24 protein-coding genes, 1 other RNA gene and 1 pseudogene are annotated in these 24,546 nt (G+C 71.4%); 9 read left to right on the forward strand and 17 right to left on the reverse strand.

Annotation, left to right across the window (positions count from 1 at the left end; all coding sequences use genetic code 11):
- Window positions 1-228, forward strand: a pseudogene (locus ACVBEQ_RS22325) (hypothetical protein); the annotation flags it as partial.
- 11 nt (window positions 229-239) lie between these two features.
- On the opposite strand, the gene ACVBEQ_RS22330 reads toward ACVBEQ_RS22325, so the two are convergent.
- From ACVBEQ_RS22330 to rnpB, 5 genes are all read right to left on the reverse strand, one after another.
- Entirely contained in the window at window positions 240-713 is a 474-nt protein-coding gene (locus ACVBEQ_RS22330; RefSeq protein ID WP_447155603.1) for a GNAT family N-acetyltransferase, read from the reverse strand.
- Between the two features lie 50 nt (window positions 714-763).
- Complete coding sequence (locus ACVBEQ_RS22335; RefSeq protein ID WP_447155604.1) at window positions 764-3,178, reverse strand: ATP-binding protein; 2,415 nt, start codon at window positions 3,176-3,178, stop codon at window positions 764-766.
- A gap of 164 nt (window positions 3,179-3,342) precedes the next feature.
- Window positions 3,343-3,723, reverse strand: coding sequence for a YbjQ family protein (locus ACVBEQ_RS22340; protein WP_447155605.1), 381 nt, complete (start codon window positions 3,721-3,723; stop codon window positions 3,343-3,345).
- A 74-nt stretch (window positions 3,724-3,797) separates the two neighbouring features.
- The gene (locus ACVBEQ_RS22345; protein ID WP_447155606.1) at window positions 3,798-4,238 is read right to left on the reverse strand and encodes a helix-turn-helix domain-containing protein; all 441 of its coding nucleotides are present in this window, start codon (window positions 4,236-4,238) and stop codon (window positions 3,798-3,800) included.
- Window positions 4,239-4,330: 92 nt separating this feature from the next.
- Window positions 4,331-4,747: RNase P RNA component class A (gene rnpB / locus ACVBEQ_RS22350), an RNA gene on the reverse strand.
- 72 nt (window positions 4,748-4,819) lie between these two features.
- On the opposite strand from rnpB, the gene ACVBEQ_RS22355 reads away from it, so the two are divergent.
- Complete coding sequence (locus ACVBEQ_RS22355) at window positions 4,820-6,076, forward strand: SLC13 family permease (RefSeq protein ID WP_447155607.1); 1,257 nt, start codon at window positions 4,820-4,822, stop codon at window positions 6,074-6,076.
- Here ACVBEQ_RS22355 and ACVBEQ_RS22360 read toward each other — a convergent pair.
- From ACVBEQ_RS22360 to ACVBEQ_RS22375, 4 genes are read right to left on the reverse strand one after another with little or no spacing between them, the layout of a single operon-like run.
- Entirely contained in the window at window positions 6,032-6,754 is a 723-nt protein-coding gene (locus ACVBEQ_RS22360; RefSeq protein WP_447155608.1) for a phosphoribosyltransferase, read from the reverse strand. The two genes, ACVBEQ_RS22355 and ACVBEQ_RS22360, sit on opposite strands and share 45 nt — an antisense overlap.
- A gap of 43 nt (window positions 6,755-6,797) precedes the next feature.
- Complete coding sequence (locus ACVBEQ_RS22365; protein ID WP_447155661.1) at window positions 6,798-7,913, reverse strand: bifunctional RNase H/acid phosphatase; 1,116 nt, start codon at window positions 7,911-7,913, stop codon at window positions 6,798-6,800.
- The gene (locus ACVBEQ_RS22370; RefSeq protein WP_447155609.1) at window positions 7,913-8,641 is read right to left on the reverse strand and encodes a zinc ribbon domain-containing protein; all 729 of its coding nucleotides are present in this window, start codon (window positions 8,639-8,641) and stop codon (window positions 7,913-7,915) included. Before ACVBEQ_RS22370 ends, ACVBEQ_RS22365 begins: the two co-directional genes overlap by 1 nt.
- Window positions 8,642-8,653: 12 nt before the next feature.
- Window positions 8,654-9,484: a Nif3-like dinuclear metal center hexameric protein gene (locus tag ACVBEQ_RS22375; RefSeq protein ID WP_447155610.1), complete on the reverse strand. Its 831-nt coding sequence runs from the start codon at window positions 9,482-9,484 to the stop codon at window positions 8,654-8,656.
- Window positions 9,485-9,562: 78 nt separating this feature from the next.
- Between ACVBEQ_RS22375 and ACVBEQ_RS22380 the strand changes: the two genes are divergently transcribed.
- The 4 genes from ACVBEQ_RS22380 to ACVBEQ_RS22395 are packed head-to-tail and all read left to right on the forward strand — an operon-like array spanning window position 9,563 to window position 13,010.
- Entirely contained in the window at window positions 9,563-10,090 is a 528-nt protein-coding gene (locus ACVBEQ_RS22380) for a low molecular weight protein-tyrosine-phosphatase (protein ID WP_447155611.1), read from the forward strand.
- Window positions 10,087-10,989, forward strand: a complete 903-nt coding sequence (locus tag ACVBEQ_RS22385) for an SURF1 family cytochrome oxidase biogenesis protein (protein ID WP_447155612.1) — start codon at window positions 10,087-10,089, stop codon at window positions 10,987-10,989. The genes ACVBEQ_RS22380 and ACVBEQ_RS22385 overlap by 4 nt, the downstream gene beginning before the upstream one ends.
- Entirely contained in the window at window positions 10,986-12,113 is a 1,128-nt protein-coding gene (locus tag ACVBEQ_RS22390) for a glycoside hydrolase family 76 protein (protein WP_447155613.1), read from the forward strand. Before ACVBEQ_RS22385 ends, ACVBEQ_RS22390 begins: the two co-directional genes overlap by 4 nt.
- A 9-nt stretch (window positions 12,114-12,122) precedes the next feature.
- Window positions 12,123-13,010, forward strand: coding sequence for an LLM class flavin-dependent oxidoreductase (locus ACVBEQ_RS22395; protein ID WP_447155614.1), 888 nt, complete (start codon window positions 12,123-12,125; stop codon window positions 13,008-13,010).
- Between the two features lie 16 nt (window positions 13,011-13,026).
- On the opposite strand, the gene ACVBEQ_RS22400 is transcribed toward ACVBEQ_RS22395, so the two are convergent.
- Both ACVBEQ_RS22400 and ACVBEQ_RS22405 read right to left on the reverse strand, forming a co-directional pair.
- Window positions 13,027-13,572, reverse strand: a complete 546-nt coding sequence (locus ACVBEQ_RS22400; RefSeq protein ID WP_447155615.1) for a hypothetical protein — start codon at window positions 13,570-13,572, stop codon at window positions 13,027-13,029.
- A gap of 4 nt (window positions 13,573-13,576) precedes the next feature.
- Window positions 13,577-14,599: an NADPH:quinone reductase gene (locus ACVBEQ_RS22405; protein WP_447155616.1), complete on the reverse strand. Its 1,023-nt coding sequence runs from the start codon at window positions 14,597-14,599 to the stop codon at window positions 13,577-13,579.
- 58 nt (window positions 14,600-14,657) lie between these two features.
- On the opposite strand from ACVBEQ_RS22405, the gene ACVBEQ_RS22410 reads away from it, so the two are divergent.
- Entirely contained in the window at window positions 14,658-15,362 is a 705-nt protein-coding gene (locus tag ACVBEQ_RS22410; RefSeq protein ID WP_447155617.1) for a hypothetical protein, read from the forward strand.
- A complete protein-coding gene (locus ACVBEQ_RS22415) occupies window positions 15,349-16,326 on the forward strand; it encodes a metallophosphoesterase family protein (protein ID WP_447155618.1) in 978 nt (325 codons plus the stop codon). The genes ACVBEQ_RS22410 and ACVBEQ_RS22415 overlap by 14 nt, the downstream gene beginning before the upstream one ends.
- On the opposite strand, the gene ACVBEQ_RS22420 is transcribed toward ACVBEQ_RS22415, so the two are convergent.
- Window positions 16,277-16,708 carry a pyridoxamine 5'-phosphate oxidase family protein gene (locus ACVBEQ_RS22420; RefSeq protein ID WP_447155619.1) on the reverse strand — a complete coding sequence of 144 codons (432 nt, stop codon included), beginning with the start codon at window positions 16,706-16,708 and terminating at the stop codon, window positions 16,277-16,279. The genes ACVBEQ_RS22415 and ACVBEQ_RS22420 overlap by 50 nt on opposite strands.
- A gap of 589 nt (window positions 16,709-17,297) precedes the next feature.
- Here ACVBEQ_RS22420 and ACVBEQ_RS22425 point away from each other — a divergent pair.
- The gene (locus ACVBEQ_RS22425; protein ID WP_447155620.1) at window positions 17,298-18,386 is read left to right on the forward strand and encodes a fatty acid desaturase family protein; all 1,089 of its coding nucleotides are present in this window, start codon (window positions 17,298-17,300) and stop codon (window positions 18,384-18,386) included.
- A 14-nt stretch (window positions 18,387-18,400) separates the two neighbouring features.
- Here ACVBEQ_RS22425 and ACVBEQ_RS22430 read toward each other — a convergent pair whose 3' ends face one another.
- From ACVBEQ_RS22430 to alaS, 5 genes are all read right to left on the reverse strand, one after another.
- A complete protein-coding gene (locus ACVBEQ_RS22430; protein ID WP_447155621.1) occupies window positions 18,401-19,054 on the reverse strand; it encodes a prepilin peptidase in 654 nt (217 codons plus the stop codon).
- 90 nt (window positions 19,055-19,144) lie between these two features.
- The gene (locus ACVBEQ_RS22435; protein ID WP_447155622.1) at window positions 19,145-19,990 is read right to left on the reverse strand and encodes a shikimate dehydrogenase; all 846 of its coding nucleotides are present in this window, start codon (window positions 19,988-19,990) and stop codon (window positions 19,145-19,147) included.
- Window positions 19,977-21,284, reverse strand: coding sequence for an endolytic transglycosylase MltG (mltG, locus tag ACVBEQ_RS22440; RefSeq protein WP_447155623.1), 1,308 nt, complete (start codon window positions 21,282-21,284; stop codon window positions 19,977-19,979). The genes ACVBEQ_RS22435 and mltG overlap by 14 nt, the downstream gene beginning before the upstream one ends.
- Window positions 21,281-21,748 (reverse strand): Holliday junction resolvase RuvX, encoded by a 468-nt coding sequence (ruvX, locus tag ACVBEQ_RS22445; RefSeq protein WP_447155624.1) that lies wholly within the window; start codon window positions 21,746-21,748, stop codon window positions 21,281-21,283. The genes mltG and ruvX overlap by 4 nt, the downstream gene beginning before the upstream one ends.
- Before the next feature lie 76 nt (window positions 21,749-21,824).
- A complete protein-coding gene (gene alaS, locus ACVBEQ_RS22450; protein WP_447155625.1) occupies window positions 21,825-24,500 on the reverse strand; it encodes an alanine--tRNA ligase in 2,676 nt (891 codons plus the stop codon).
- Window positions 24,501-24,546 lie beyond the last annotated feature (46 nt).

Consider the following 24,546-nt stretch of genomic DNA (forward strand, 5'->3'; position numbering starts at 1 on the left):
GCCGCGGCCGTGAGCACACCGGAACCGACGCCGGAACCGACACCGGTGCCGCAGCAGACCGCCGCCCCCGCGGGTGATGTCAATCCAGGAAACGGAAACGGCAACAACGGGAACGGGAACGGCGGGGGCAACGGAAACGGCAACGGCGGAGGCAACGGAAACAGCGGCGGGAACGGCAACGGCAACAACGGCGGGAACGGCAACGGCAACGGCAACAAGGGCGGCTGACGGCCGCGGCGTCATTCCGGGAAGTCGATGACCACCTCACCGTCCGCAGACCGGCGCGGCGTCGGGCCGAAGGTGCCCAGAAGGGTCATCGCCCGCTCGTTGCCCGCCGAGATCTGGGTGACGATGCGCCTCGCCGGCCGCGGCCGGTACTTCGCCAGCATGTCCGCCAGCACCCTGCCGAGCCCGCTGCCCTGGTAGTCGTCGGCGACGGTGATGGCGACATCCAGGCTCTCGGGGTCGTGCGGGTAGCGCAGGATCCGGCCGATACCGACGAGATCACCGTGGCCCCCGGGCACCGGGGAGTCGAACGCGGCGAACGCAACGTGGTCGACCCCGTCGACCGTGTCGACCAACTGGCGGAGGGCCGCGGCGTTCAGGATCCGCGTCGGCGACCCGAAACGGGCCCGGACCGACTCCTCGGACAGTCGCAGAAACGCGTCGGCCAGTGCCGGACCGTCGCCGTGCCGAAGGGGTCGCACCAGCACCCGCCGGTCGTCCCTGAGCGATACGACACGCTCGGCCGGCCCATCTTCGCTCAGTGTGCTTCCTCGGCCGTCTTGATCAGCAGCTCGTCGATCATCGTCTGCCGGAACGGCAGCGAACCGGTCTGCACCACCGTTGCCGCCACGTCCCGCAGTTTGCTGTTGGCGTGCTGGCTGGCCCGCACCAGCAATTGGAATCCCTGCTTCGCGGTGAGCTGATAGGAGGCCATGACGATCCCGACGGCGGTGCCGATCGAACGGTTGCTCTCCAGTGCGCTGCGGATCTGCTCGGCGCGCTGTTCCGCGTCACCAACGGCCTTCTCCCGCAGCTCATGCAGCTCGTGGTTCGACCGCACCCTGGCCAGGAGCTCTCGCGAGGAGAACGGCTTGGTGATGTAGTCGTCCGCCCCGGCGGCCAGCCCGCTACCGGCGGCGTCAGCACCGCCGCGCGCCGTCAGGATGATGATCGGCACGCGCGATGTCGGCTCGGCCGCCCGCAGGTCACCGACGAGGTCGAGCCCGCTGCGACCCGGCAGCATGATGTCGGTGACGACCACGTCGACCGGCCTCGCCGTCGATTCGGTCGCTGCCAGCAGCCCGTCCTCGGCGCTCGCGACGGCGTCCACCGCCCAGCCGTCGGCGGCCAGCAGCCGGGTCAGGTACCCGCGCAGGTCGGCGTCGTCCTCGACCACCAGCACCCTGGGCCGTTGCCCGTCGAGGGCGATCTGCTGCCGCGGCAGTCCGTCGGCGTTGCGGGTCACCGGCACAGCGTTCAACGGCAGGGTGACCGTGATGGTGGTTCCGCTGCCAGGGGTACTGGAGAGATCGATGTGGCCGCCGTTCACCCGCACCAGGTCGGCGACGATCGCCAAACCGATCCCGCTGCCCTGCTCCGCACGCGCGCCGCTGCCGCGATAGAAGCGGTCGAACACCTTGCTCTGCTGATCCGGCGCGATGCCCGGACCGGTGTCGGACACCGTCAGTTCCGCGTCCGTGCCGGACGACCGCAGGGTGAGGGTCACCTCGCCGCTGTGGGTGTACTTCACCGCATTGGACAGCAGGTTGGTGACCACCGTCGACCACATGGCACGGTCGAGCAGCGCGGTGACCGGGGCGTCGGGGACGTCGACCGAGAAGGTCAGGCCGGCGTGCTGCGCCGTCGAACGGAACATGCTGGCCACGTCCGCCGTCAGCCCGGCGAGGTCGATCGGGACCGGATCGGGATCCACTGCTGCGGCGTCGGCGCCGGAGAAATCGAGCAGTGCGTCCACCATCCGGCGAAGCCGCTCGGCAGCTCGGAGCGCCGCCTGCAGGTCTTCGCGTTCCACGCCGGAGCGGGCGTCGGAGTCCAGGAGGTCCTGCAACGGAGCGAGCAGCAGCGTGAGCGGGGTGCGCAGTTCATGGCTGACGTTCTGGAAGAACTCCATCTTCGCCCTGTCCAGATCGGCCAGGGCCTGGACCCGTGCCCGTTCCGCCTCGTAGGCGACCGCGTCGGTCAGCGCCACGCGGATCTGCCGCCCCACCACGGTGAAGAACGACCGGTACTCGTCGTCCAGCGGGCGGTAGGGGTTCACTCCCAGGATCAGGGCTCCGACCGGCTCCGTGCGACCGCTGACGGTCAACGGCTGCACCACGGCGGAATCCGGGTGCAGCGGGCCGAGCGGCCCGGCCTCGAACGCGCCGGGGAACATCCCCCGGAGACCGTTCACCTCCTCCACGGACCCGGACGCGATCACCCGGTCGAGGATCCCGGCCGGGTCGCCGGCGACATCGGTCAGCCCGGAGACGCAGGCATCGGCGGCGAGCCCGTAAGCGGCCACCCGCTCCGGTGGTCCGCCGTCCTTCGGCTTCAGGAAGGCGACCGCGAACGGCACGCTCTCTCTGGTCCGCGCAACCACCTCGAGCGCTGCGACACATGTCTCCGCTGCACTGCCCGTTGCGGTCGCCGACAACGCGCCCAGTTCACGCACCATGCGCATTCGGCGCTCGTTCAGGATCTTGCCGGTGACCTCCTTGGCGATCGTCAGCATGCCGACGATGCGACCGTCACTCTCGATGATCGGGCTCTGCGAGAACGTGAAGTAGCACTCCTCCGGGTAGCCGTTGCGGTGCAGGATCGTCTGCTGGTCCTCCGCGTCGACCGTCAGGCCGTCGACGACGACCTTCTCGATCCGCGGGCGGATCGCCTCCCAGCGCTCGGGCCAGGTCGTCTGGGTCCCGACGCCCAGCGCCGCCGGGTGCTTGCCACCGATCAGCGCTGCGAATGCGTCGTTGTAGATGGCTGCGAGTTCCGGACCCCAGTTGACGACGATCGGGAACGACGAGCGCATCGCCATCTGAACCGTGCCGCGGAGCAGCGTGGACCAGGCTCGGGTGGGTCCCAGCGGCGTGCCCGCCCAGTCCATCGATCGGCACAGCCGGCGAACGTCCCCGGGACCGTCGAACAGCGAATCGGCATCCTCGCTCATGGCGGCCACCACCCATCCCGGTCGCGTCGATGGGATCCGTACACGCCGGATCCGCCGCCCATCGTAGGTCCACGAGCGACCATGGTTGGTGGTAGAGAAAGGTGCAAAGGACCCGCCGTCAACAATCCACGCAAACCGGCCGTTAGTCCAGTTGTGCGGACCGGCTAACGGCCGGGGGCGGGTTGTCCGTAGCCCAGCTCGGCAGCGGTCTGACGTGCGCCGTCGTCGATCGGCACCGCGATCACCGCCGTCCCGTAGGCGCAGATCTCGGTCCAGGTGTCGCCGATGTCGGAGGTGTCGAACCGCATGCAGATGATGGCGTTCGCGCCCCTGCCCTTGGCGGAGTCGAAGAGCCGGGTCATCGCCTCGTTGCGGCTCTCGGTGAGCTGCTTGGTCATGCCCTGCAGCTCCCCGCCGAACATCGATTTGAAACCTGCGCCCATCTGGGCAAAGGCGTTTCTCGACCGCACCGTCAGGCCGAAGACCTCTCCGCAGACCCGCTGAATCTGCCAGCCCGCGATCTCGTTGGTAGTGACGACCAGCATGCGCACTCCTTCAGTAAGTGGCGGTGAGTTGCAGTCTCTGTCACTCGGTCACGATTCGCACGCCATGCCAGGCCTCAGGTTGCGTCGTCCTTCTGTTCGGCAACGTCCGGTCCCCCCTCGGAGGTGGCCGACGGCTCGGGCTCCGGCTGGGACATCGGCCCGGGGTTCTCCCCGGTGGCCACCGGGGCGGGCGGGTCCGGGATGGGCAGCACCTGCGCGGTGTCCAGCGCCCTGCGCAGTTCGGCCAGCCGCGCCGTCAGGGCCGCGATCAGTTCCATGTCGGTCGCCTCGGCGAGTGCGCGCTGCTCGATCAGCGGCTGCGGAACGACCTTGACCGGCTCCGGGTGCGCGGCGATGAAGTCCGACAGCTTCGCCTGGCCGGCCCGCAGCCGCGCCCGCTTTCCCTTCTCGTAGTCCCGCAGCGTCTTGACGTGCACCCCGAGCAGGTCGGCGAGCTGTTGCTGGGTCATTCCTGCACGGTTGCGTGCAGCCTTCACTTCGCCCGGTTCTGGCATGCACGCGATGGTAAGGGGCTGCCCCTCCCCATCGGCGCAGCGGCAGCGGTGCGGCACGCCGGGATGTCCCAGAGGGATGTTGCGGAGGAATGTGGATGAGCCGGCCTGTAAGCCGGGTTCTGTTCCCGGGCGCCTTGCGGCGATCCCGTTCGGCGACCATCCATCTCGGCGTACCGTCGCCGGCACGCTCATGCGGTCCACCCGCAGGCTCGGGCGGGCCGCCCTCGAACGCCTGCGCACCGCAACCCTTTGGGGTTGACGGCTTTTCGACCTTGCTCCGGGTGGGGTTTGCCGAGCCGTCCCGGTCACCCGGGGCGCTGGTGGTCTCTTACACCACCGTTTCACCCTGACCGGCACACCCGAAGGTGGCCGGCGGTCTGTTCTCTGTGGCACTTTCCCGCGGCTCACGCCGGGTTGCCGTTGACAACCACCCTGCCCTGTGGAGCCCGGACTTTCCTCGACGGTCCCGCTCTCGCGATCGGGACCGACGCGGCCGCCCGGCCGACTCATCCGCAGGTCATCCTACGACCGGCCGGGTCGCTCCCGTACCGTCGCTGCGTGACGAACGGGGCCCGACAGCGATGACGCCGGCGGTGGCGACTTTCGCCGGTGGTGTCCTGCTGCTGGCCGTTCTCGCGTTCGCCATCGCGCGCCCGCGCGGCCTGCCGGAGGCGGTGGCGGCGGTACCCGCCGCCGTCATCGCCCTGGTCATCGGGCTGATCAGCCCGCAGGCCGCGCTCGACGGGGTTCTCGCCCTCGCGCCGACCATCGGCTTCCTGGCGGCGATCCTGGTGATCGCCCACCTGGTGGAGGCGGACGGGGTGTTCCGCTGGTTGGGGACGGTGCTCGCGGACCGCAGTCGTGGTGCACCGCAACGGCTGCTGACCCTGGTGTTCGGCGCCGCCGCGGTCACCACGGCCGTGCTCAGCCTGGACGCCACCGTGGTGTTGCTGACCCCGGTCATCCTGACCACCGTGCGGCGGCTGGGCGTGCGCGGCGCCCCGCCGGTCTATGCGACCGCCCACCTGTCGAACAGCGCCTCGCTGCTGCTGCCGGTCTCCAACCTGACGAACCTGTTGGCGTTCAACGCCTCCGGGTTGACCTTCCTCGGGTTCGCCGGCCTGATGGCGGGGCCGTGGCTGATCTGCATCGCCGTCGAGTACGTCACCTTCCGGTGGTTCTTCCGCTCCGAGTTGGCCGAGACACCGGAGCCGCGGGCGACATCCGTTGCGTCGCTCCCGGTCCCGTGGACCTCGCTGGTCGTCCTCGGCCTCATCCTCGTCGGCCTTGCAGTGGCTCCCGCGCTGAACCTCGAGTCATGGGTGGTCGCGGCCGTCGGTGCGGTCGCGCTGTCGGTGCGGGCTTTGCGGCTGCGGCAGGTGACGGTGCGGAGCATCGCCACCCAGACCAACCCGTTGTTCCTGATCTTCGTGGCCGCGCTCGCCGTCGTGGTGGACGCCGCGACCGGGCACGGCCTGCAGGCGGCGCTGGCCGCCGTCCTGCCCACCGGTACGTCGCTGCCGTCGCTGATCGCACTCGCCGTCATCGGCGCCATGCTGGCGAACCTGATCAACAACCTGCCGGCCACCCTGGTCCTGCTGGCCGCACTCGGGTCGATGCCGACCGCGGGCGCCGTGCTGGCCGTGCTGATCGGGGTGAACGTCGGACCGAACCTGACCTACACGGGATCGCTTGCCACGCTGCTCTGGCGCCGCGTGTTGCACAGCAAGGGGCACCGGCCCTCGTTGCGGCGGTTCACCGTGCTCGGGCTGCTCACCGTCCCGGCCTGCCTGCTACTCGGCACGACCGCGCTCTGGGCCGCCCTGGCCGTCGGTTGACGGCGGGTTCGACCGGGTCGGTGCTCCGGCCAGGGCCGCCAGCACCTGCTCGTCGGTGGTCTGGCCGAAGTCGTCGTAGCCCTGGTGGACCGCGGAGAACAGTGCCGGGGTCAGCGCGCAGACCACCTCGACGTCCTCGCCCCAGGCACCGTCCTGCTGCTGCGGACCGACCGGCACCGCCACCACCAGTTTCGCCGGCCGGTGCCGGCGGATCGCGGCGACGGCTGCCCGCATGGTCGCGCCGGTGGCCAGCCCGTCGTCGACGACGATGACCACCTTGCCGTCGACGGCCACCGGCGGCCGGCTCCCCCGGTAGCCCGCGGTCCGCCGGCGCAGTTCGGTCAGTTCCCGTCGGTAGACCTCGTCGAACTCGGCGGGGCTCACCCCGAGCCGTTCGAGGATCTGCGGGTTGGTGACCATTTCGACAGCCGTGCCGACGTCGGCGATGGCGCCGATGGCGAGTTCCGGCCGTCCCGGGGCGCCGAGTTTGCGCACCACCAGCACGTCCAGCGGCGCATCGAGCGCGCGCGCCACCTCGGCCGCCACCGGCACGCCACCGCGCGGCAGGCCCAGCACCACCACGTCGTCGCGGCCGGCGTAGCCGGTCAGCAGGGACGCCAGGTGGCGACCAGCCTGTACGCGGTCGGCGAATCTCCTGGGGGTCGACCAGAGCGCCACCCGACCAGTCAATCCCGGTCGGGGCGGACCGGCAAACGGGAACTCAGCCGACCAGGTGGCCGGTGTCGTTGATGGCCCAGACCATCACCGCGCCGCCGTCCTCGACGGTGAACCCGGACAGCGATGCCGTGTCGATCCGCACCCGGTAGGCGACGGTGGAGTCCACCCCGAGCGCGGCCGCCAGGATCATCTTGGCCGGGGCCGCATGGGTGACCAGCACCACCGCAGCGCCCGGGTACCTCGTCGTCGCGTCCTGCACGACGGGTTCGACCCGTTCCCGGATCTCGGTGAAGGACTCACCGCCGGGCGGCGCCGCATCGGGATCCGACCGCCAGGCGGCGAATTCCGCCGGCCACTGCGCCGCGATCTGGTCGGCCCTGAACCCGGTCCAGTCCCCGAGCAGGCCGTCGATCAGCCGCTCCTCAGTGACGACCGGAGCGCCGACCTCGCCGGCGATCGACGCGGCCGTGTCGGCACAGCGCAGCAGCGGCGAACTCAGCACCACGGCCGGGGACAAGGCGCTGACCCGTTTAGCGACAGCCGTTGCCTGCCGTCGGCCCCGTTCGGTCAGCGGCACGTCCCGCCGGCCGGCGAAGCGCAACTCCGCTCCCCAGGTGGTCTGGCCGTGGCGCACCACGACGATCCGGGTCGGCCCCGCCGTGCCGGACCGCGGTAACACCGCTGCCGGCGCGGCCGCGGCCGGATCCTCGCCCGGGGGCTCGGCGGACGGACCGGTCCAGCTGGTTCCGTCCCGGGCGGCGTCCATCGCCTCGTTGGCGAGCCGGTCGGCGTGTGCGTTCTGCGCCCGCGGCACCCACTCGAAATCCACCCTGTCGAACCCGGCCACCAGCGCCGCCGCACGGTTGGCCAGCGGCTTCATGTCCGGGTGCTTGACCTTCCACCGCCCGGACATCTGCTCGACCACGAGCTTGGAATCCAGCCGGGCCGTCACGCGCGACGCGCCGAGTTCCTGTGCGGCTTCGAGCCCGGCGATCAGGCCGGAGTACTCCGCGACGTTGTTGGTCGAGATACCCAGTGCGGCAGCACGTTCGGCCAGCACCGCGCCGTCGAGGGACAGCACGACGGCGCCGTAGCCGGCGGGCCCGGGGTTGCCCCGCGACCCACCGTCCGCCTGCACGATGACCTCACGGGGCGCCATCACGAACGGATGAGGATCGCGCCACATTCCGAACAGCGGACGACGTCCTCGACGCCCGCCGCCCAGATCGCACCGAGCGCGCTCCGGTCGAGATCCATCCGGCAGGCCTCACAGCGCGAGCCGTTCAGCGCGGCGGCCGCCACCCGGCCGCGGGCCCTGATCTGTTCGTACAGGCCGATCAGCTCGGCGGGCATCCCGTCGACCAGGGCGGCCCGTTCGGTCACGGCGCGCCGCAGTTCGTCATCGATGTCGGCGAACGCATCGTCGCGCCGCCGCTCCGCGGCTTCGAGTTCCGCACGGGCGGCCGCGAGGTCCGACTCCGCGGTCGCCAGCACCGCGTCCGCCACCTCCCGGCGCTCCATCAGCTCCAGCGCCTCGTCCTCGAGCGTCGACTGCCGGCGGGCCAGCGACACGACCTCGTGCTGGATGTTCTCCAGGTCCTTGGCAGGCGCGGTGCCCGACGCCAACCGGTCCGCGTCGCGTTTCGCCCTCGCCCGGACCGCGTCGATCTCGTTGTCCAACTTCCTGGCCGCCCGGTCGAGGTCGCTGATCTCCGCCTGCGCGAGCAGGCCCGCATTGCGCAACTCGTCGACCCGCGCGCTGCCCGCGGCGATCTGCGCGAGTTCGGGCAGCGTCCGGCGGCGGTGCTCGGCTGCCGACCTGACCTGGTCGAGGCGCGCGACGTCCAGCAGCCGTCGCTGGACGAAGGGATCAGCTTTCGGGGGCACGGGACCATCCTGTCAGCCGGTGGCAGGGCCCGGCGAACCGGCGTGCAGCGTCCAGGGGTCGGTCCGGGTGTGCGAGACGACCGTGCTGATCGCCGGCAACCGGTCGCCGAGCAGCGCGGCCGCGGCCGGAACCCACGGCCACTCCCCCGCCCAGTGCGCGACCTCGACCACGGCGGGGGCGCCGGGAGACCCGACGAACTCGGCGACGACGTGGTGCCGCAGGTCGCTGGTCAGGTAGACGTCCGCACCCGCGGACCGGGCGTCGTCGAGGAATCCGTCGCCGGCGCCGCCGCAGAGCGCGACCGTGGACACCTGCCGGTCCGGGTCACCGGCCGCTCGGATGCCGCCGACCGTCGCGGGAACGGCGCCGGCGACCAGATCGAGAAATGAGCTCAGCGCGACGGTCTGCGGCAGCCGGCCGACCCGGCCGCTGCCGGTGACGGCCCCGGGCGTGTGCGGCACCAGCGGCCGAAGGTCCGCCAGCCCGAGAGCATCGGCCAGCGCGTCGTTGACACCGCCCGTCGCGGCGTCGGCGTTGGTGTGCGCGGCGTAGTGGGCGACGCCGGCGCGGATCATCCGGTGGATCAACGTCCCCTTTGCCGTGGGCGCCGCAACCGTCTGCACCGGCCGGAACAGCAGGGGGTGGTGGGTGAGCAGCAGCTGCGCGCCGGCGCTGATCGCCTCGTCCACCGTCACGGCGTCGGCATCGACGGCGACCAGCACGGTGTCCACCGCGGCCGACGGGTCGCCGCAGGTCAGCCCGATCCCGGTGTCCCAGTCCTCGGCGAGGTCGGGCGGGTAGGCGGTCTCCAGCACGTCGAGCACGTCCTGCAGTCGGATCACGGGTGCCCCTTCCGGACGCCGGCGGCGCTCACCGGTCACGCGGCGTCCCAGTCTGTCAGCCCGGTGGACAATGGGCGGGTGAGGTCCGACCGACGCCCGTCCGAGGCCAGTGCCCGTTTCCATGTCTGCGTGGTCTGCTCGGGCAACATCTGCCGTTCCCCGATCGGCGAGCAGGTGCTGCGCGCCGCGCTCGCCGACGCCGGGCTGGGCGATCGGGTCCTGGTCAGCAGTGCGGGCACGGGCGACTGGCACGTCGGCCAGGGCGCCAACACCCGCGCGGTCCGCGTCCTGACGGCGGCCGGGTACCCGGAGCACCGGCACGTCGCCCGGATGATCAGCAGAACCGATCTCGCCGGCATCGACCTCGTGCTGGCTGCCGACCGGGGACACCTGGCCGACCTGCGTTCGATGACCGACGAACCCGACAAGGTCGTGCTGCTGCGCTCTTTCGACCCGGATGCCGACGACGACGAGGTGCCCGACCCGTACTACGGTCCGGATTCCGGCTTCGACGAGGTGCTCGCGATGACGGCGGCCGCCGCCCCGGGGATCGTCGCGGAGATCCGCCGCCGGCTGGATGATCCCCCGCTGGACGATCGCCGGTGACGACCACACCCGCCCGGCCGGACGCCGCCGCGCCCACCCGCGGCCGGTTCGCGTTCCTGCTGAGCCCCGGCTGGATCGCCGCCATCCTGGCCGCCATCGCGTTCGCCGTGACCTGTTTCCTGCTGCTGGCGCCCTGGCAGTTCGCCCGGCATTCCGAACGCTCCGCCCAGAACGCGGCCATCGAGGCGGCCCTGGCGGCGCAGCCCGTCCCGGTCGCGGACCTGATGAACCCGGCCGGGCAACCGCCGCAGAGCGCGCTCTGGCGGGTGGTGACGGCCACCGGCACGTTCGACGCAGAGCGGCAGGTGCAGGTCCGGCTCCGGCAGGACTCGAACGGCAACCCGGTCTCCGAGGTGGTCACCCCGTTCCGGCTGGACAGCGGGCAGTGGCTGCTGGTCGACCGCGGCTATGTGTCGTTCACCGACGTCCGCAACGGCGTGCCGATCGCCGACCCACCGCCCGGCCGGGTGACGATCAGCGGCCGGGTGCAGGCCGAGCAGGTCGACCCGCTCAACCGGCAGCCGCTGGCCGTCGACGACCGGATCGAGGCGTACGCCATCAACGTCGGCGCGGTGACCAGCCCGGCCACCGGAGGGCCGGTGCCGGACACCGAGTTCCTGCAGGGCTATATCCAGCTGACCGGCGGAAGTCCCGGTGTGCTCACCCCCATCGACCTGCCGCAGACCGACGCCGGGCCGTTCCTGTCGTACGCCCTGCAGTGGGAGGCGTTCGGCGTCATCGCACTGATCGGCATCGGCGTCTTCGCGTACCGGGAGGTCGCCGCACCGCGACCACCGGACGACCGGGTCGATGAAGGGGCCGGTGAAACGGCCGAAGAAGCGGCTGGCGGCCGGCGGTCCCGCGAACGGTTCGACCGCTCCCAGCTGTACGACGAGTGAGCTCCGCGACCCCGCGGGCCGAGTGGAACGAGCGGGCCGCCGCCGCCGAGCACGCGGTGCTGACCCGGTCGGTCCGCCGGCTGTGGTGTCTGCCGGGCACCAGGCTCGGCGTCATCTCCTGGCCGGCCGGGTGGGGGCACCGGCTGTTCCTCGGCTGGAACTACTGGTGGCAGGCGCACCTGCTCGACTGTGTCGTCGACGCCGCGGTCCGCGACCCGGGCATCGACCGCAGGCCGCTCGCGACCCGCATCGCCCGGGGTATCCGGCTCGCCAACGCCGGCCGGTGGACGAACTCCTACTACGACGACATGGCGTGGCTGGCGCTCGCGCTGCAACGGTCGGATCTGCACCTCGGCACCGACAACCGCTGGGCCGTACGGCGGCTCGCCGCGACGATCCACGCCGGATGGTCGGACGCCGAGGGCGGCGGCGTGCCGTGGCGGCTCGGCGACGTGTTCAAGAACGTCCCGGCCAACGGGCCGGCAGCGATCCTGGCCGCGCGGACCGGGGATTCCCGGCGTGCGATCGACACCGCCGACTGGATCGACGCCCGGCTCCGCGACCCGGCGACCGGCCTGATCTGGGACGGCCTGCGGCCCGACCCCGCGGGCGGCACCCTGTTCGAGCGGACCGTCTACAGCTACTGCCAGGGCGTGGTGCTGGGCGCCGACACCGAACTCGCCGTGCGCAGTGCCGGCGACAGCCAGCGGTTCGTCGCGCGGGTCTGCCGACTGGTCGACGCGGTCCACGCGCGGCTGTCCACCGACGGGGTGCTGCACGGGCACGCCGGCGGTGATTCCGGACTGTTCGGCGGCATCCTCGTCCGCTACCTGGCGCTGGTGGCGGACCGGCTGCCCGGCACCGATGACGCGGCGGAACGGGCGCGGCGGGAGTCCCGGGACCTGGTCCTCGCGTCGGCGGAATCCGCCTGGCGCAACGCCGCCGCGGTCGGGCCCGACACCGGGCCGGTCGGTCCGGTCTTCGGGCCGGAATGGGGCCGTCCCGCGGTTCTCCCGGCGCCCGGGTGGCCACCGGAGCGCGACCTGTCGGTGCAGCTCTCGGGCTGGATGCTGATGGAGGCCGCGGCGGCGATGTCGTCGGTGCGGACCGACCCGATCAGCTAGCCTTCGGCGATGCGTGTCGGTGTCGTCGTGCTGCCCCAGTACCACTGGCCCGAGGCCCGGGCGCGGTGGAAGTCCTTGGAGGACAGGGGCTTCACCCACGGGTGGACGTACGACCATCTGGCCTGGCGGGACCTGGCCGAGCAGCCGTGGTTCGGTACGGTCCCGACCCTGACCGCCGCGGCGGCCGTCACCGACACCCTCCGGCTGGGCACCTGGGTGTCCTCGCCGAACTTCCGCCATCCGGTCACGCTGGCGAAGGACTTGATGACCATCGACGACATCTCGGCGGGTCGCCTGCTGGCAGGCATCGGCGCCGGCGGCATCGGCTGGGACGCCACCGTTCTCGGCCAGTCGACGCTGACGCCCGCGCAGCGCGTCGACCGCCTGACCGAGTTCGTCACGCTGCTCGACCTGCTGCTCACCCAACCCGAGACGTCATGGCACGGCGACTATTTCACCGCGGACCGGGCGAGGATGATCCCCGCGGGGAGCAGGTCCCGGATCCCGCTCATCGTCGCCGCCAACGGCCGCCGCACCATCCAGATCGCGGCCGGCCGCGGGGACGCCTGGGCGACCACGGGTCCGGAGGCCACCGACAGCACCGCCGACCTGTGGTGGGCGGCGGTCGAGGAGCTGGTGCGTCGGTTCGAGAGCGCTGCGACCGGCGCCGGCCGCGACGCCGCGACGATCGACAGGTACCTCAACCTGGATTCCGCACCGATCCTGTCGGTCAGCAGCATGGATGCCTTCACCGACGCGGCCGGCCGGGCCGCGGCGCTGGGCTTCACCGACGTGATCGTGCACTGGCCGCGACCGGAGGGCATCTACGCCGGTGACGACGCCATCCTCGACGAGATCGCTGATCGGCTGACCGGCGGCGAGCTGACGCCGGGCTGAACCTGGACCCTCGGGCTCAGCGCGGCTGAATTCCGCGCCGGGTCGCCGGGTCCGGCGGGTCGATCCGGCCCGCGAGGACCACCGCAGCCGCACCGATCGCGAGCAGGCCGCCCAGCGCCGTCAGCCACGGCCCTGCGCCCACCGACACGTCGCCGGCCTCGAAGACGCCGGCGTCACCCGGGTTGATCGCCCGGTACAGGCCCCACCCGGTACCCATCAGCCCACACAACACCAGCAGGGCGGCGGTGACCCGATGCGGCCGCCGACCGCCGCCGACCGCGGCGACGGCGATGGCCGCGATGACGGCCAGCGCACCGAAGAGCAGGCCGGGCAGCCCCGGGCGGTAGGTGGCCGCGCCGTCCAGGACGTCGTTCAGGTTCGTCCCGGCGATCTCGCTGTCTCCGCTGATCGACCCCCAGCCACTGATCGTGGTGGTGCCGCCGTCCTCGGTTCCGGTGCCGATCCACGGCAGCAGGGAGGACGCCATCATCAGCAGCCCGCCGGCCCCGGCGACCGTCGCCACCCATCGGCGGGCGGCCGCCACCGGCCGTCGGCTGCGCACCGCGTCAGTCGGGAACGACGTCGATCAGCACCTTGCCGACGATCGATCCCTCCACCGCGGCGTGCGCCTCGGCCGCCCTGTCCAGCGGGAAGTGGTGCAGCGGCATCCCGGCCTCGGCGCCGACCCGGACAGCGCTGGCGGCGACCGCGGCGGATACCGCATCCACCGCGCGGGCCTTGACGTCGGCCGGCGCGGTGTAGACGAACACGAACTGCCATCGGGCGTTGGGTGCCATCAGCGCGCGCACCGGGAGCGTGAGCTCCGCACCGCCGTCGTCGGCGTACACGGCCACCGACCCGTGCAGGGCGATCACCGCAGCGTCGATCGCGGCGTTGGCCGCGGAGACCTCGACGACGGTGTTGACGCCGTGCGGCGCGAGCTTGCGGACCTCCTCGACGACATCCTGCCGGCGGTAGTCGACGACATGGTCGGCACCGGCGGCGACCGCGGCCTGTGCCTTTGCCGCACTGCTGACCGTGGCGATCACGGTCGCGTCACTCCAGCGGGCCAGCTGGATCGCCGCATTGCCGACCGCACCGGCTCCGCCGGCGACCAGCACCACGCGGTCCTGCAACGTGCCGGGGCCGAGCTGCAGCGGACCGTCCTCGGTGACCGTCAGGCACCGGTGCGCCGTCAGGAAGGGGATGCCCAGGGCGGCGCCGAGGTCGAAGCTCGCAGCGTCCGGCAGCGGGACGACCTGCCGCACCGGAACCACGGCCTGCTCCTGGGTGGTGCCCTGCGGCCGCTGGAACGCCGCCTCCCAGATCCAGACCCGCCGGCCGAGCATGGCCTCGTCAACACCGGAACCGACCGCGTCGACGATCCCGGCACCGTCCTGGCCGGGCACCTGCGGCGGGTCGACAGCGGCCGCCGAGCCGGACCCGCGCCGGGACTTCCAGTCGGTCGGGTTGACGCCGGAGCGGTGCACCCGCACGCGAACCTCGCCGGGGCCGGGTTGTGGAATCGGCCGATCCGCCAGGGTCAGGACATCGGGATCACCGTGACGGGTGTATTCGACGGCTCGCACCGGACGACGGTAACCCCGGCCCGGGCCGCGGCGGCCAGCGGGTCGATACGCTCGGCCGGTGCCGAACCAGCTCGCCGTCGTGCTCCGGCTCGACGGGGTGATCCATGCCGGCGACGTGGCCGTGCAGTCGTTCGCCAGGCACGCCGCCGGGGCGCTGCCGGCCGACCAGGCGCGCGCCGTGATCGCCGGGATGCGCGGCTTCCTGGAACGCGCCCCCGGGGCGGCGGGGCCGCGCGACGCCGAGGACGGCGACCAGGCGGTGGCCGTGCTGGCCGCTGCCGCGGGTCTTCCGCAGGCGCGGATCGAGGCGGCGCGGCTCGCCTCCCGGCACGATCTGGCGGCGACCGGGTGGCTGCTCGAGCCATCGGACGGGCTCGAGAACCTGCTGGCGTCGCTGCGCGGCGCGCTGGTCGTCGTCCTGACCACCGCTCCGGATCCGGCCGCCGCCGCGGTGCTCGATGCCTGCGAGCTGACCGACCGCGTCGACATGGTCACCGAGGGTCCGGTGACCTCGGTGCTGCCCGTGGTGCTGGAGCGGATCGGAGCGACAACCGCCCCGGAGCGCCTGCTGATGATCGGCACCCGCTGGGTGGGCGAACTGGCCGCAGCGCAGGCTGCGGGCGCCGCCACCGGGATGGTCGACCGGTTCGCCCGGAACCTCGGCACGCCGACCTGGCGGTCCGCCGAGCTCGCCGGACTGGTGGAGCCGGCACGTCAATGGTGCGCACAGCAGGCAGCGGAGGTGGACCGTGAACGTCCCTGACCGGCCGGACGCCCGGCACGCCGACTGGCTGACCCCCGACGGCCTCCCGCCGGACACTCCGACGCACACCATCGCGCACCTGTCGGACACCCATCTGACCTCGCGCGGCGTCCGCTACAACGGGGTCCTCGATGCCGACGCCGCGCTGCATCGCGCTGTGGCGGTGCTGCGGGAGGCGATCGACAGCGGCCGCCGGTTCGATGCCGTCGTGCTGTCCGGCGACCTCGCCGACACCGGTGACCCGGACGCGTACCAACGACTGTCCGCGGCCATCGGGTCCATCGGCCCGGCGGCCGCGCCGCCGCTCCCCGTGTTCGCCACCGGCAACCACGACGTCAGGGTCGAGTTCCACCGACAGTTGCTGCGGCGCAACGACAGCGGTCCCGTCCTGCAGGTCCATGATGTCCGGGGGCTGCGCATCGTCGTGCTCGACTCCACCGTGCCCGGCGCCGGCCACGGTCGACTGGAACCGGACCACATCGATGCCCTGACGCAGGAACTCCGGCGGCCGGCAGAGGCCGGCACGCTGCTGGTGCTGCACCATGCGCCGGTGCCGCCGCCGTCGCCGTTGCTGAGCTACTTTGCACTCGAGGCCGCGTCCCGGCAGGCCCTCGCCGAGGCGATCGCCGGGACCGACGTGCGGCTCATCCTGGCCGGACACCACCACATCGCCCGGTCGGCGATGCTGGGTGCGGTGCCGGTTGCGGTCGCCGGGTCCACCGCCATCCGCACGGACCCGCTGGCGGCGGCCGGCCACGAGCGGACCTTTGCGAGCGGTTCGTTCGACCTCGTCGAGGTGTACCCGGACACCGCGGTGGTCTCGGTGATCCCCGTTGACGGAGCCAGCACGGTGTTCGACCTGGATGCCGAGGGGTGCGCGCAGGTGATCGCCGCGCACCCGATCGACCGTGCGCTCAGCGAGCCTGGTGCACCGTCTGCCGGCCGGTCACCGAGTACGTCCTGATCCGGATCCAGAAGGTCCGCTCGATCAGGTCGGCCCAGGGCCACACGCCGAGCAGGTTCAGCCGTTCGACCTCCGCGGGGTCCTCGACCGTCACCGCCACCCCGCGCACCATCACACTCCAGCCGGCCCGCCGGTCGACGTCGTAGCCGTCGACCTCGAAGGCGACCGGGAGTTCCCGGTCGGCCGCCAGCAGCTTCGACCCGGTCGCGGTCCGGAAGATGACCGACTCGCCGTCCATGCCGTGGTTGACCGGCAGGATTACCGGATCCCCCTGCGACACGAAGGCAACCCTGCCCACCCTGGCCGCGGCCAGCCTGCGCAGGCATTCCTCCCGCGGCAATACGGCAAGGCCTGAATGATCGAGTGGCAAAGAAGTCGTCACGGTGGTGTTCCTCTCCGGTTCACTGCTGATGCGCTTGTCAGTCCTCTGCTGACGATGACGCCCGCGCCGCCGGACGGACAGGGCCGAAGGGCCCGGCTTCGCTACGCGAAGAGAACGGCGGGTTTCGACACGTGCAGGGCTGAATTCGCCGCGCGACGATTGGGTCACAGGCCCGCGGGGTAAGGTGAGGATGGTTCGGGTATTCGCCGATTCCGAAAATGCAGTCATCCCTGGCACTTTCAATGAATCGGCGGTACGAATGCGACAAGCGCACCACCATCCGGGTCGACAGACGGCCGACGGTCGCCGTCCGCGATCGCACCGCTCCCCCGGATCTGCGCTGATCGCCCTCTCGTCTGATCACTCCAGCTCCACCCCGACACCTGCGCGCGCTGAAGACAGCAGCCGCCAGGAGAACGGTGCGGGCGCCACCTGGCCATGAGGCTGCGGGGAGCCGCCAACACTCCCCGGTGAAATAGTCGCGGAAAACCGGCGATACCGGTCGCGATCAAATCTGCCAACCCATACCCGGCTTCTCAGATGTCTTCCCGATGCCCGGTATCCCCACCCACACGCACGTGAGGCGACCATGAGCACCGCGATCTCCAGCACCAGAACCCGCAAACCCCGCGCCCCCAGACCGCCCACCGAGTACTCGGTCCTGCTCGACAAGGTGCAGACGGCCGGCCTGATGAAGCGCCGGTACGGCTACTACGCCGTCAAGTCGACGCTGATGATCCTGGCGACCGCTGGCATCGTGGTCGGAATGATCATGCTCGGCAACACCTGGCTGCAGCTGCTGCTCGCCGCGGCGCTCGGGCTCGTCGTCGCGCACTTCGGGTTCCTCGGCCACGACGCCGCGCACCGGCAGATCTTCCAGTCGAACAAGGCGAACCAGCGGGCCGGCCTGGTGCTGGGCACGCTCTTCAGCGGCATGAGCCTGACCTGGTGGAACGGCAAGCACAACAAGCACCACAACGCCCCGAACCAGATCGGCAAGGACCCGGACATCTTCCCGTCGGTGCTGCACTTCTATCCGGCCGAGAACAAGCAGAGCAAGTCCAGGATCCTGACCTTCCTGCGCCAGCGGCAGGGCTGGTGGTTCTTCCCGCTGCTGACCCTGGAAGGCGTCAACCTGCACGCCCAGTCGATCATCACCAGCTTCACCCGGCGATCGGGCAAGCGGCAGCCGGTCGAGATGACGATCCTGCTGATCCGCTGGGCCGCCTACCTGTCACTGGTCTTCCTCGTACTGGACCTGGGCAAGGCGGCCGCATTCCTCGGCCTGCAGCTCGCCGTCGTCGGGGTCTACCTCGGCTGCACCTTCGCTCCCAATCACAAGGGCATGCCGATCCTGCCCGCCGACGCCAAGGTGGACTTCCTCCGTCGCCAGGTGCTGATGAGCCGCAACATCGTCAGCAACCGGTTCACCACCTTCGCGATGGGTGGACTGAACTACCAGATCGAGCACCACCTGTTCCCGAGCATGCCGCGACCGAACCTTCGTCGCGCGCAGGCCATCATCAAGCCGTTCTGCATCGACAATTCGGTGACCTACACCGAGACCACGCTGCGGAAGTCCTACGCCATCGTCGTGCGGTACCTGAACATGGTCGGGCTGCGTGGCGGGGACCCGTTCACCTGCCCACTGGTGGCCACCATGCGCCCCAGGATCTGACCCCGTACCGACTCCTACAGCACAGCGCTGACGACCGCGGGCACCGCGGTCACCAGCCATGCACCGGCCAGCAGGCACGGGCCGAACGGGATCGCGGACGTCATGGTCAGCCGCCGGGAGATCAGCCCGGCGGCCGCGACGGCCGCGCCCAGCACGAAGGCGAGGGTCACCGCGAGCAGCGCCGACGCCACCGACACGTATCCGGTGGCCAGGCCGAGCGATGCCATCAGCTTGACGTCACCCAGGCCGATCGCCCGCGGCGCCGCGACGGCGGACAGCCAGAACACAAGGGTGAGCACGCCCGCGACGGCGGCCGCGACGAACAGGCTCCCTGCGGTTGGGGACCCCAGCTCGATGACCATCAGCAGGGTGGCGGTGATCGGGACTGCGGGCAACGTCACCGCGTCCGGCAACCGGTGATGGACCAGGTCGACGGCACTCAGGGTGACGCCGAGCCAGCCGATCCACACCACCAGCGGCAGTGTCGGTGCGGGCCAGGACAGGGCGACACCGAGACCGGTGACCGCCGCGGTGGACGCTTCCAGGACCCCGCGCCGGACGACCACACCGCGGCGCAGCCGGCCGAGCAGCAGCCTGATGCCGGTGCCCGCCGCACCACCCGCGAGCACACCGACCAGCACTGCTGCGACGTCGGGTCCGGTGGGCACGGACCCGACGGTCTCACGCCGGGTCGGTATCGCCCCGATTTGTCCCCATCAGGCAGGGCCTTTCACACAGGCCCCATCACACAGGCCCCCTTACACAGGCAGTGGCAGGTCGGTGCGCGCCGCATCCCGCAGCCCCTGCCGCATCGCGGCGACCGGCGCGGGGAACCCCGTCATCAGCTCGAACTGCCGAAAAGCCTGATGCAGCAACAGGTCCAACCCGGTGACGGTGATCCGGCCGGGTCGCCCGGCCGCCGCCAGCGGGGTGGGCCACGGGTGGTAGACGACGTCGAGCAGCACCGGCACCCCGCTGAGCAGGTCGGCGAACACGTCTGCCGCACCCGCGGGGACCGTCGAGACGACCAGGTCGGCCTCGGCCGCCGCCCGCCCGATCGCCTGCGCATCCCAGCCGATCGCCGTTGCCGGCACGGTCAGCCGATGCGCGAGGTCCAGCACACCTGAGGTGCTCTGGGGTCGCCGGCCGGCTGCCACGAGCCGGTCCACGCCGAGCTCGCCGAGCGCGGCGACCACCGCGGCGGCCGTGCCGCCGCCGCCCAGCATCAGCACATTGCGCGGTGCGCCGGCCCCGGCCGCCCGGAGCGCGCCCAGCACGCCGTCGACGTCGGTGTTCTCCGCGAGCCACCGCGTGCCGGGCCGGTACAGGGTGTTCGCCACACCCAGCGCGAGCACCCGCGCACTGCACTCGTCCGCGACCGCCGCCGCGGCAGCCTTGCCCGGCATCGTCACGGAGAAGCCGGCCCATTCCGGTCCCGCGCCACCCACCAGCCCGGGGAGCGCCGCGGCGTCGCAGTCGATGGCGTCATAGCGCCAACCGGCCAGCCCGGACGCCGCGTAACCGGCCCGGTGCAGCGCCGGTGACAGCGAATGGGCTACCGGGGATCCGAGAACGGCGGCGCGACGCGGCTCAGCCGAAGACACCGGCCGCCCTTGCCTTGTCCACGCAGGCCCGGTGCTCCTTGTCGGTGACGCTGAAGCAGGATTCGCCCTTGGCGTTCGCCTTCACGAAGAACAACCAGGAACCGTCGGCCGGATCGAGGGCCGCCGCGATGGCATCCGGGCCCGGCGACGAGATCGGCGTCGGCGGCAGGCCCTTGACGGCGTAGGTGTTGTATGGGCTGCGGTTCGCGCGTTCCTTGGCGGTGGTCGCGATGGAGGCACGGTCCAGCGCGTAGTTCACCGTCGAGTCGAACTGCAGCTTCATCGGCACGTCGAGCCGGTTGTAGATCACCCGGGACACCTTGGGCATGTCGCTCACGATGGACTCCCGCTCGATGAGCGAGGCGATGATCGCCGCCTGGTACGGGGTGATGCCGCGGTTCGCGGCATCGGCGATGATGTCGGTGCCGTTCCACAACGCGGCCGAGGCGCTGACGACGGCCTTGAGGGCGTCTTCCGGCGTCGATCCCGGGGGGATGTCGAAATCGCCCGGCAGGATCATGCCCTCGAGCCGCTTCCGCGGATCGGGCGCCGCACGGACTTCGTCGGCTGCCCACTCGACGACGCCCAGCGTGGCCGGATCGGTCGTCTCGGCGACCTTCCACAGCTCGTCGGCGGTGAAACAGTCCTGCTGCCCGTTCAGCGGGACGCAGGCCGCCCGGGTGATCTCCGAGATGTAGCCGGGCACGACGGCCACCGGAGCCTTGGGATCGGTGGACACCGCGGTGACGTCGGCCAGCTGACGGCCGGGGATCAACCTCACCTGACCGACGCGATTCTCCTTGGCCACCAACGCATCTGCGGTCGCCTGCGCCGAGGCGTTCTTCCGCACCTTGTAGTAACCGGGTCGCAGTGCCTGCACGTCCGCGTCCAGCGCGGCCTGCCGTTGGAAGGCCTCGGCGCTGGCCACCACGCCGGCATCGGTGAGGGTCTTGGCGATGTCCTCCAGGCCGTCGCCGCCCTGCACGCGGATCACCACCTCGGTGTCGCCGGGTCCGGCGTAGTCGGGCACCACGTCGGCCGTGGAACGCCAGAGCACGAAGCCCGCGATCAGACCGGCCACGATGAACACCAGCACGACCACCGCGAACACCAGCCACCGGCGATGGCGCCGGGCAGCCTTCGCCGGGTCCTCGACCACAACGGTCTGCAGCGGCATGGAGGGGTGCGGATCGGCGTCGTCCGGTGACCCGGCCAGTGCGGCCCGCAGCTCCTGGACGTCGAGCTCGCCGGTCTCGCCCTCGCCCCGGCCGAACAGTCCCAGGTGGTCGCTCACCGGCCGCCACCGGCCAGATTGTCGAGCCGGTTCTGCAGGATCCGGATCGCGGCGACCTGATCGACCACCTTCCGGCGGGCCTTCCCCCGGACGCCGGCCTCGGAGAGCTGCCGGTCGGCCGACACCGTGGTCAGCCGCTCGTCGACGTAGACGACCGGGACGGGGGCGATCCGGGCGGCCAGCGCGGTGCCGTAGGCGCGGGCGGCGACGACGGCGGGGCCGTCGGTTCCCCGCAGCGTCTTCGGCAGACCGACCACCACTTCCACCACCTCGTGTTCCTCGACCAATGCGGCGAGTGCCGCGAGGTCCGCATCGCCCTTCGCGTTCCGCGCCAGGGTGGCAACCGGAGTCGCCAGCAGTCCGTGTGGATCGCTCATCGCAACTCCCACGCGAACCGTACCGACGTCAACACCCAGACGCACGCCTTTGCCGGGCGTGTGGTGGTTTCTGCCGGTATCAATCATCGCGGTTCCGTCATCGCGGCTCCATCATCCCTCTGGACGTCCCTTCGGGGACGCAGCCGCACCGCCGGGGTTGCGTCTAACCGCGTCCGGCGCCCAGCGCGGCCCGCAGGGCGTCAACGGCCGCCGGGATGCCGTCCGGCCGGCTGCCCGCCCCCTGCGCCATGTCCTTCTTCCCGCCGCCGCGACCTTCGATGGCGGGCAGGAAGACCTTGGCCAGGTCACCCGCGGCCCAGCCGGCGGACACTGCGGAGCCGGTCAGCGCCACCGCGAAGGCGACGCTGCCGTCGGATGGTGCGAACAGGGCGACGACCCCGGGGCGGCCGCCCAACCGGCCCTTCACGTCGGTGGCCAGGTTGCGGATCTCACCGGGCGCGGTGCCCGGCGGCGCGGTGGCCGCGACCAGCGCGACCCCGCCGACGTCGGACGCGCCGTCGACCAGGGTGGCGGCTGACGCCGACAGCGCGGCGGAGCGGAGCGCGGACAGTTCCTTCTCGGCCACCCGCAGCCGCTCAAGCAGGGCCTCGATCCGGCCCGGCAGTTCCGCCGGCTGCACCTTCAGCGAGCTCGCCAGCTGGGACACCAGGGTGCGCTCGGCGGCGAGCCGGTGAAATGCCTCGATGCCGACCGCCGCCTCGACCCGGCGCAGTCCCGATCCGACGGACGACTCGGCGGTGATCGCCACCGGCCCGATCTGCGAGGAGTGCTCGACGTGGGTTCCGCCGCAGAGCTCGACGGACCACGGCCCGCCGATCTCGACGATCCGGACTGTCTCGTCGTAGGTCTCGCCGAACAGCGCGATCGCGCCCATCGCCTGCGCCTCGGCCTGCGAGCCGTACAGCACCCGGACCGGCAGGTCCTGTCGGACCGCCCGGTTGGTGACGTCCTCCAGTTCGCTGCGGGTCTCCGCCGACAGCGCCTGGTTCCAGGCGAAGTCGAGCCGCAGGTACCCCGGTTTGTTGTAGGACCCGGACTGCAGCGCCTCGGGTCCGAGCACCTGGCGCAGCGCGGCGTGCACCACGTGTGTTCCGGAGTGCGCCTGCCGCGCGCCCAGTCGCCACTCGGGGTCCACCTTCGCCAGCACCTGGGCGCCCTCGGTGAACTCGCCGTCGGTGATCCGGACGCGGTGCACGATCAGCCGCTTGTCGACCTTCTGCACATCCAGCACCTCGGCCGAGGCCCCGTTGCCCAGGATGACACCGGCGTCCGAATCCTGACCTCCGGATTCGGCGTAGAGCGGGGTCCGGTCGAGCACCAGCTCGATCTCGTCCCCGACCGAGGCCACCCCGACCCGCTCGCCGTCCCGGATCAGGCCCCTGACGGTGGCCTCGGACTCGAGTTCGGAGTACCCGGTGAACTCGGTGCGGCCGGCCTCGAGCAGCGGCCGGTAGACGCTCAGGTCCGCGAGCCTGCCTTTTCGCGCCTTCGCGTCGGCCCGGGCCCGTTGCCGCTGTTCCTCCATCAACCGGAGGAATTCCTCGGTGTCGACGCTGAGCCCGGCCTCGGCGGCCATCTCCAGCGTCAGGTCGATCGGGAAGCCCTGGGTGTCGTGCAACAGGAACGCGGTGGAACCCGGGACGACCGCGCTGCCGGCCTCCTTGGTCTCCTGCGCCGCGAGGTCGAACAATTTTGAGCCGGACGCGATGGTGCGCAGGAACGCCTGCTCCTCCTTCACCGCGACCCGCTGGATCCGCTCGAAGTCGGTCGCCAGCTCCGGGTAGGACGGGCTCATCAGCTCGCTGACGGTCTGTGTCAGCCCGGGCATCACCGGGTCCATCACGCCGAGCAGCCGGGCGCTGCGCACGGTGCGCCGCAGCAGCCGGCGCAGGACGTACCCGCGGCCCTCGTTGCCCGGTGACACCCCGTCGGAGATCAGCATCATCGACGAGCGGCTGTGGTCGGCGATGATCCGCATCCGGACATCAGCGCTGTGCTCGGCGCCGTAGGTCAGCCCGGACAGCGCCTCCATCCGGCCGATGATGGGCCGCAGAAGGTCTGTCTCGTAGACGTTGTCGACGCCCTGCAGCAGGAACGCGAGTCGCTCGACACCGAGGCCGGTGTCGATGTTCTGCTGCGGCAGCGGCCCCAGGATGGGGAAATCATCCTTCTTCCCCGACCCGGCGGAGTCGCCCCGCATGTCCTGCATGAAGACCAGGTTCCAGATCTCCAGGTAGCGGTCCTCGTCGGCGATCGGCCCGCCCTCGATGCCGAACTCCGGCCCGCGGTCGTAGTAGATCTCCGAGCACGGTCCGCACGGGCCGGCGACGCCCATCGACCAGAAGTTGTCGGCCATCCCGCGGCGCTGGATGCGGTCCGGCGACACCCCGGCCACCTTCTCCCACAGTTCGGCCGCGTCGTGGTCGGTCTCGTACACCGTGACCCACAGCCGGTCAGGGTCCAGGCCGAAGCCGCCGTCGTCCAGCGATCCGGTGAGCAGCGCCCAGGCGTGCTCGATGGCGCCTTCCTTGAAGTAGTCGCCGAAGGAGAAGTTGCCGGCCATCTGGAAAAAGGTGTTGTGCCGCTGGGACACTCCGACGTTCTCGATGTCCAGCGTCCGCACGCACTTCTGCACGCTCGTCGCCCGCGGGAATGGCGGGGTCACCTGGCCCAGGAAGTAGGGCTTGAACGGCACCATGCCGGCCACCGTGAACAGCAGGGTCGGGTCCTCACTGATCAGGGATGCCGACGGCACCACGGTGTGGCCGGTTCTCTCGAAGTAGCCGAGAAAACGGCGGCGGATCTCGTGGGTCTGCATGGGTCCTCGCTGACAGGGTTTTCACGGAAGAGAGGTGCACGGAAAG

The sequence above is a fragment of the Nakamurella sp. GG22 genome (genome assembly GCF_052976845.2).

Excerpts from the sequence above, each read along its gene's own strand:
- ACVBEQ_RS22335 (WP_447155604.1), bottom strand. The coding sequence starts at position 3,178 with ATGAGCGAGGATGCCGATTCGCTGTTCGACGGTCCCGGGGACGTTCGC.
- ACVBEQ_RS22340 (WP_447155605.1), bottom strand. The coding sequence starts at position 3,723 with ATGCTGGTCGTCACTACCAACGAGATCGCGGGCTGGCAGATTCAGCGG.
- ACVBEQ_RS22345 (WP_447155606.1), bottom strand. The coding sequence starts at position 4,238 with ATGCCAGAACCGGGCGAAGTGAAGGCTGCACGCAACCGTGCAGGAATG.
- ACVBEQ_RS22355 (WP_447155607.1), top strand. The coding sequence starts at position 4,820 with ATGACGCCGGCGGTGGCGACTTTCGCCGGTGGTGTCCTGCTGCTGGCC.
- ACVBEQ_RS22365 (WP_447155661.1), bottom strand. The coding sequence starts at position 7,913 with ATGGCGCCCCGTGAGGTCATCGTGCAGGCGGACGGTGGGTCGCGGGGC.
- ACVBEQ_RS22395 (WP_447155614.1), top strand. The coding sequence starts at position 12,123 with ATGCGTGTCGGTGTCGTCGTGCTGCCCCAGTACCACTGGCCCGAGGCC.
- ACVBEQ_RS22425 (WP_447155620.1), top strand. The coding sequence starts at position 17,298 with ATGAGCACCGCGATCTCCAGCACCAGAACCCGCAAACCCCGCGCCCCC.
- ruvX (WP_447155624.1), bottom strand. The coding sequence starts at position 21,748 with ATGATTGATACCGGCAGAAACCACCACACGCCCGGCAAAGGCGTGCGT.
- alaS (WP_447155625.1), bottom strand. The coding sequence starts at position 24,500 with ATGCAGACCCACGAGATCCGCCGCCGTTTTCTCGGCTACTTCGAGAGA.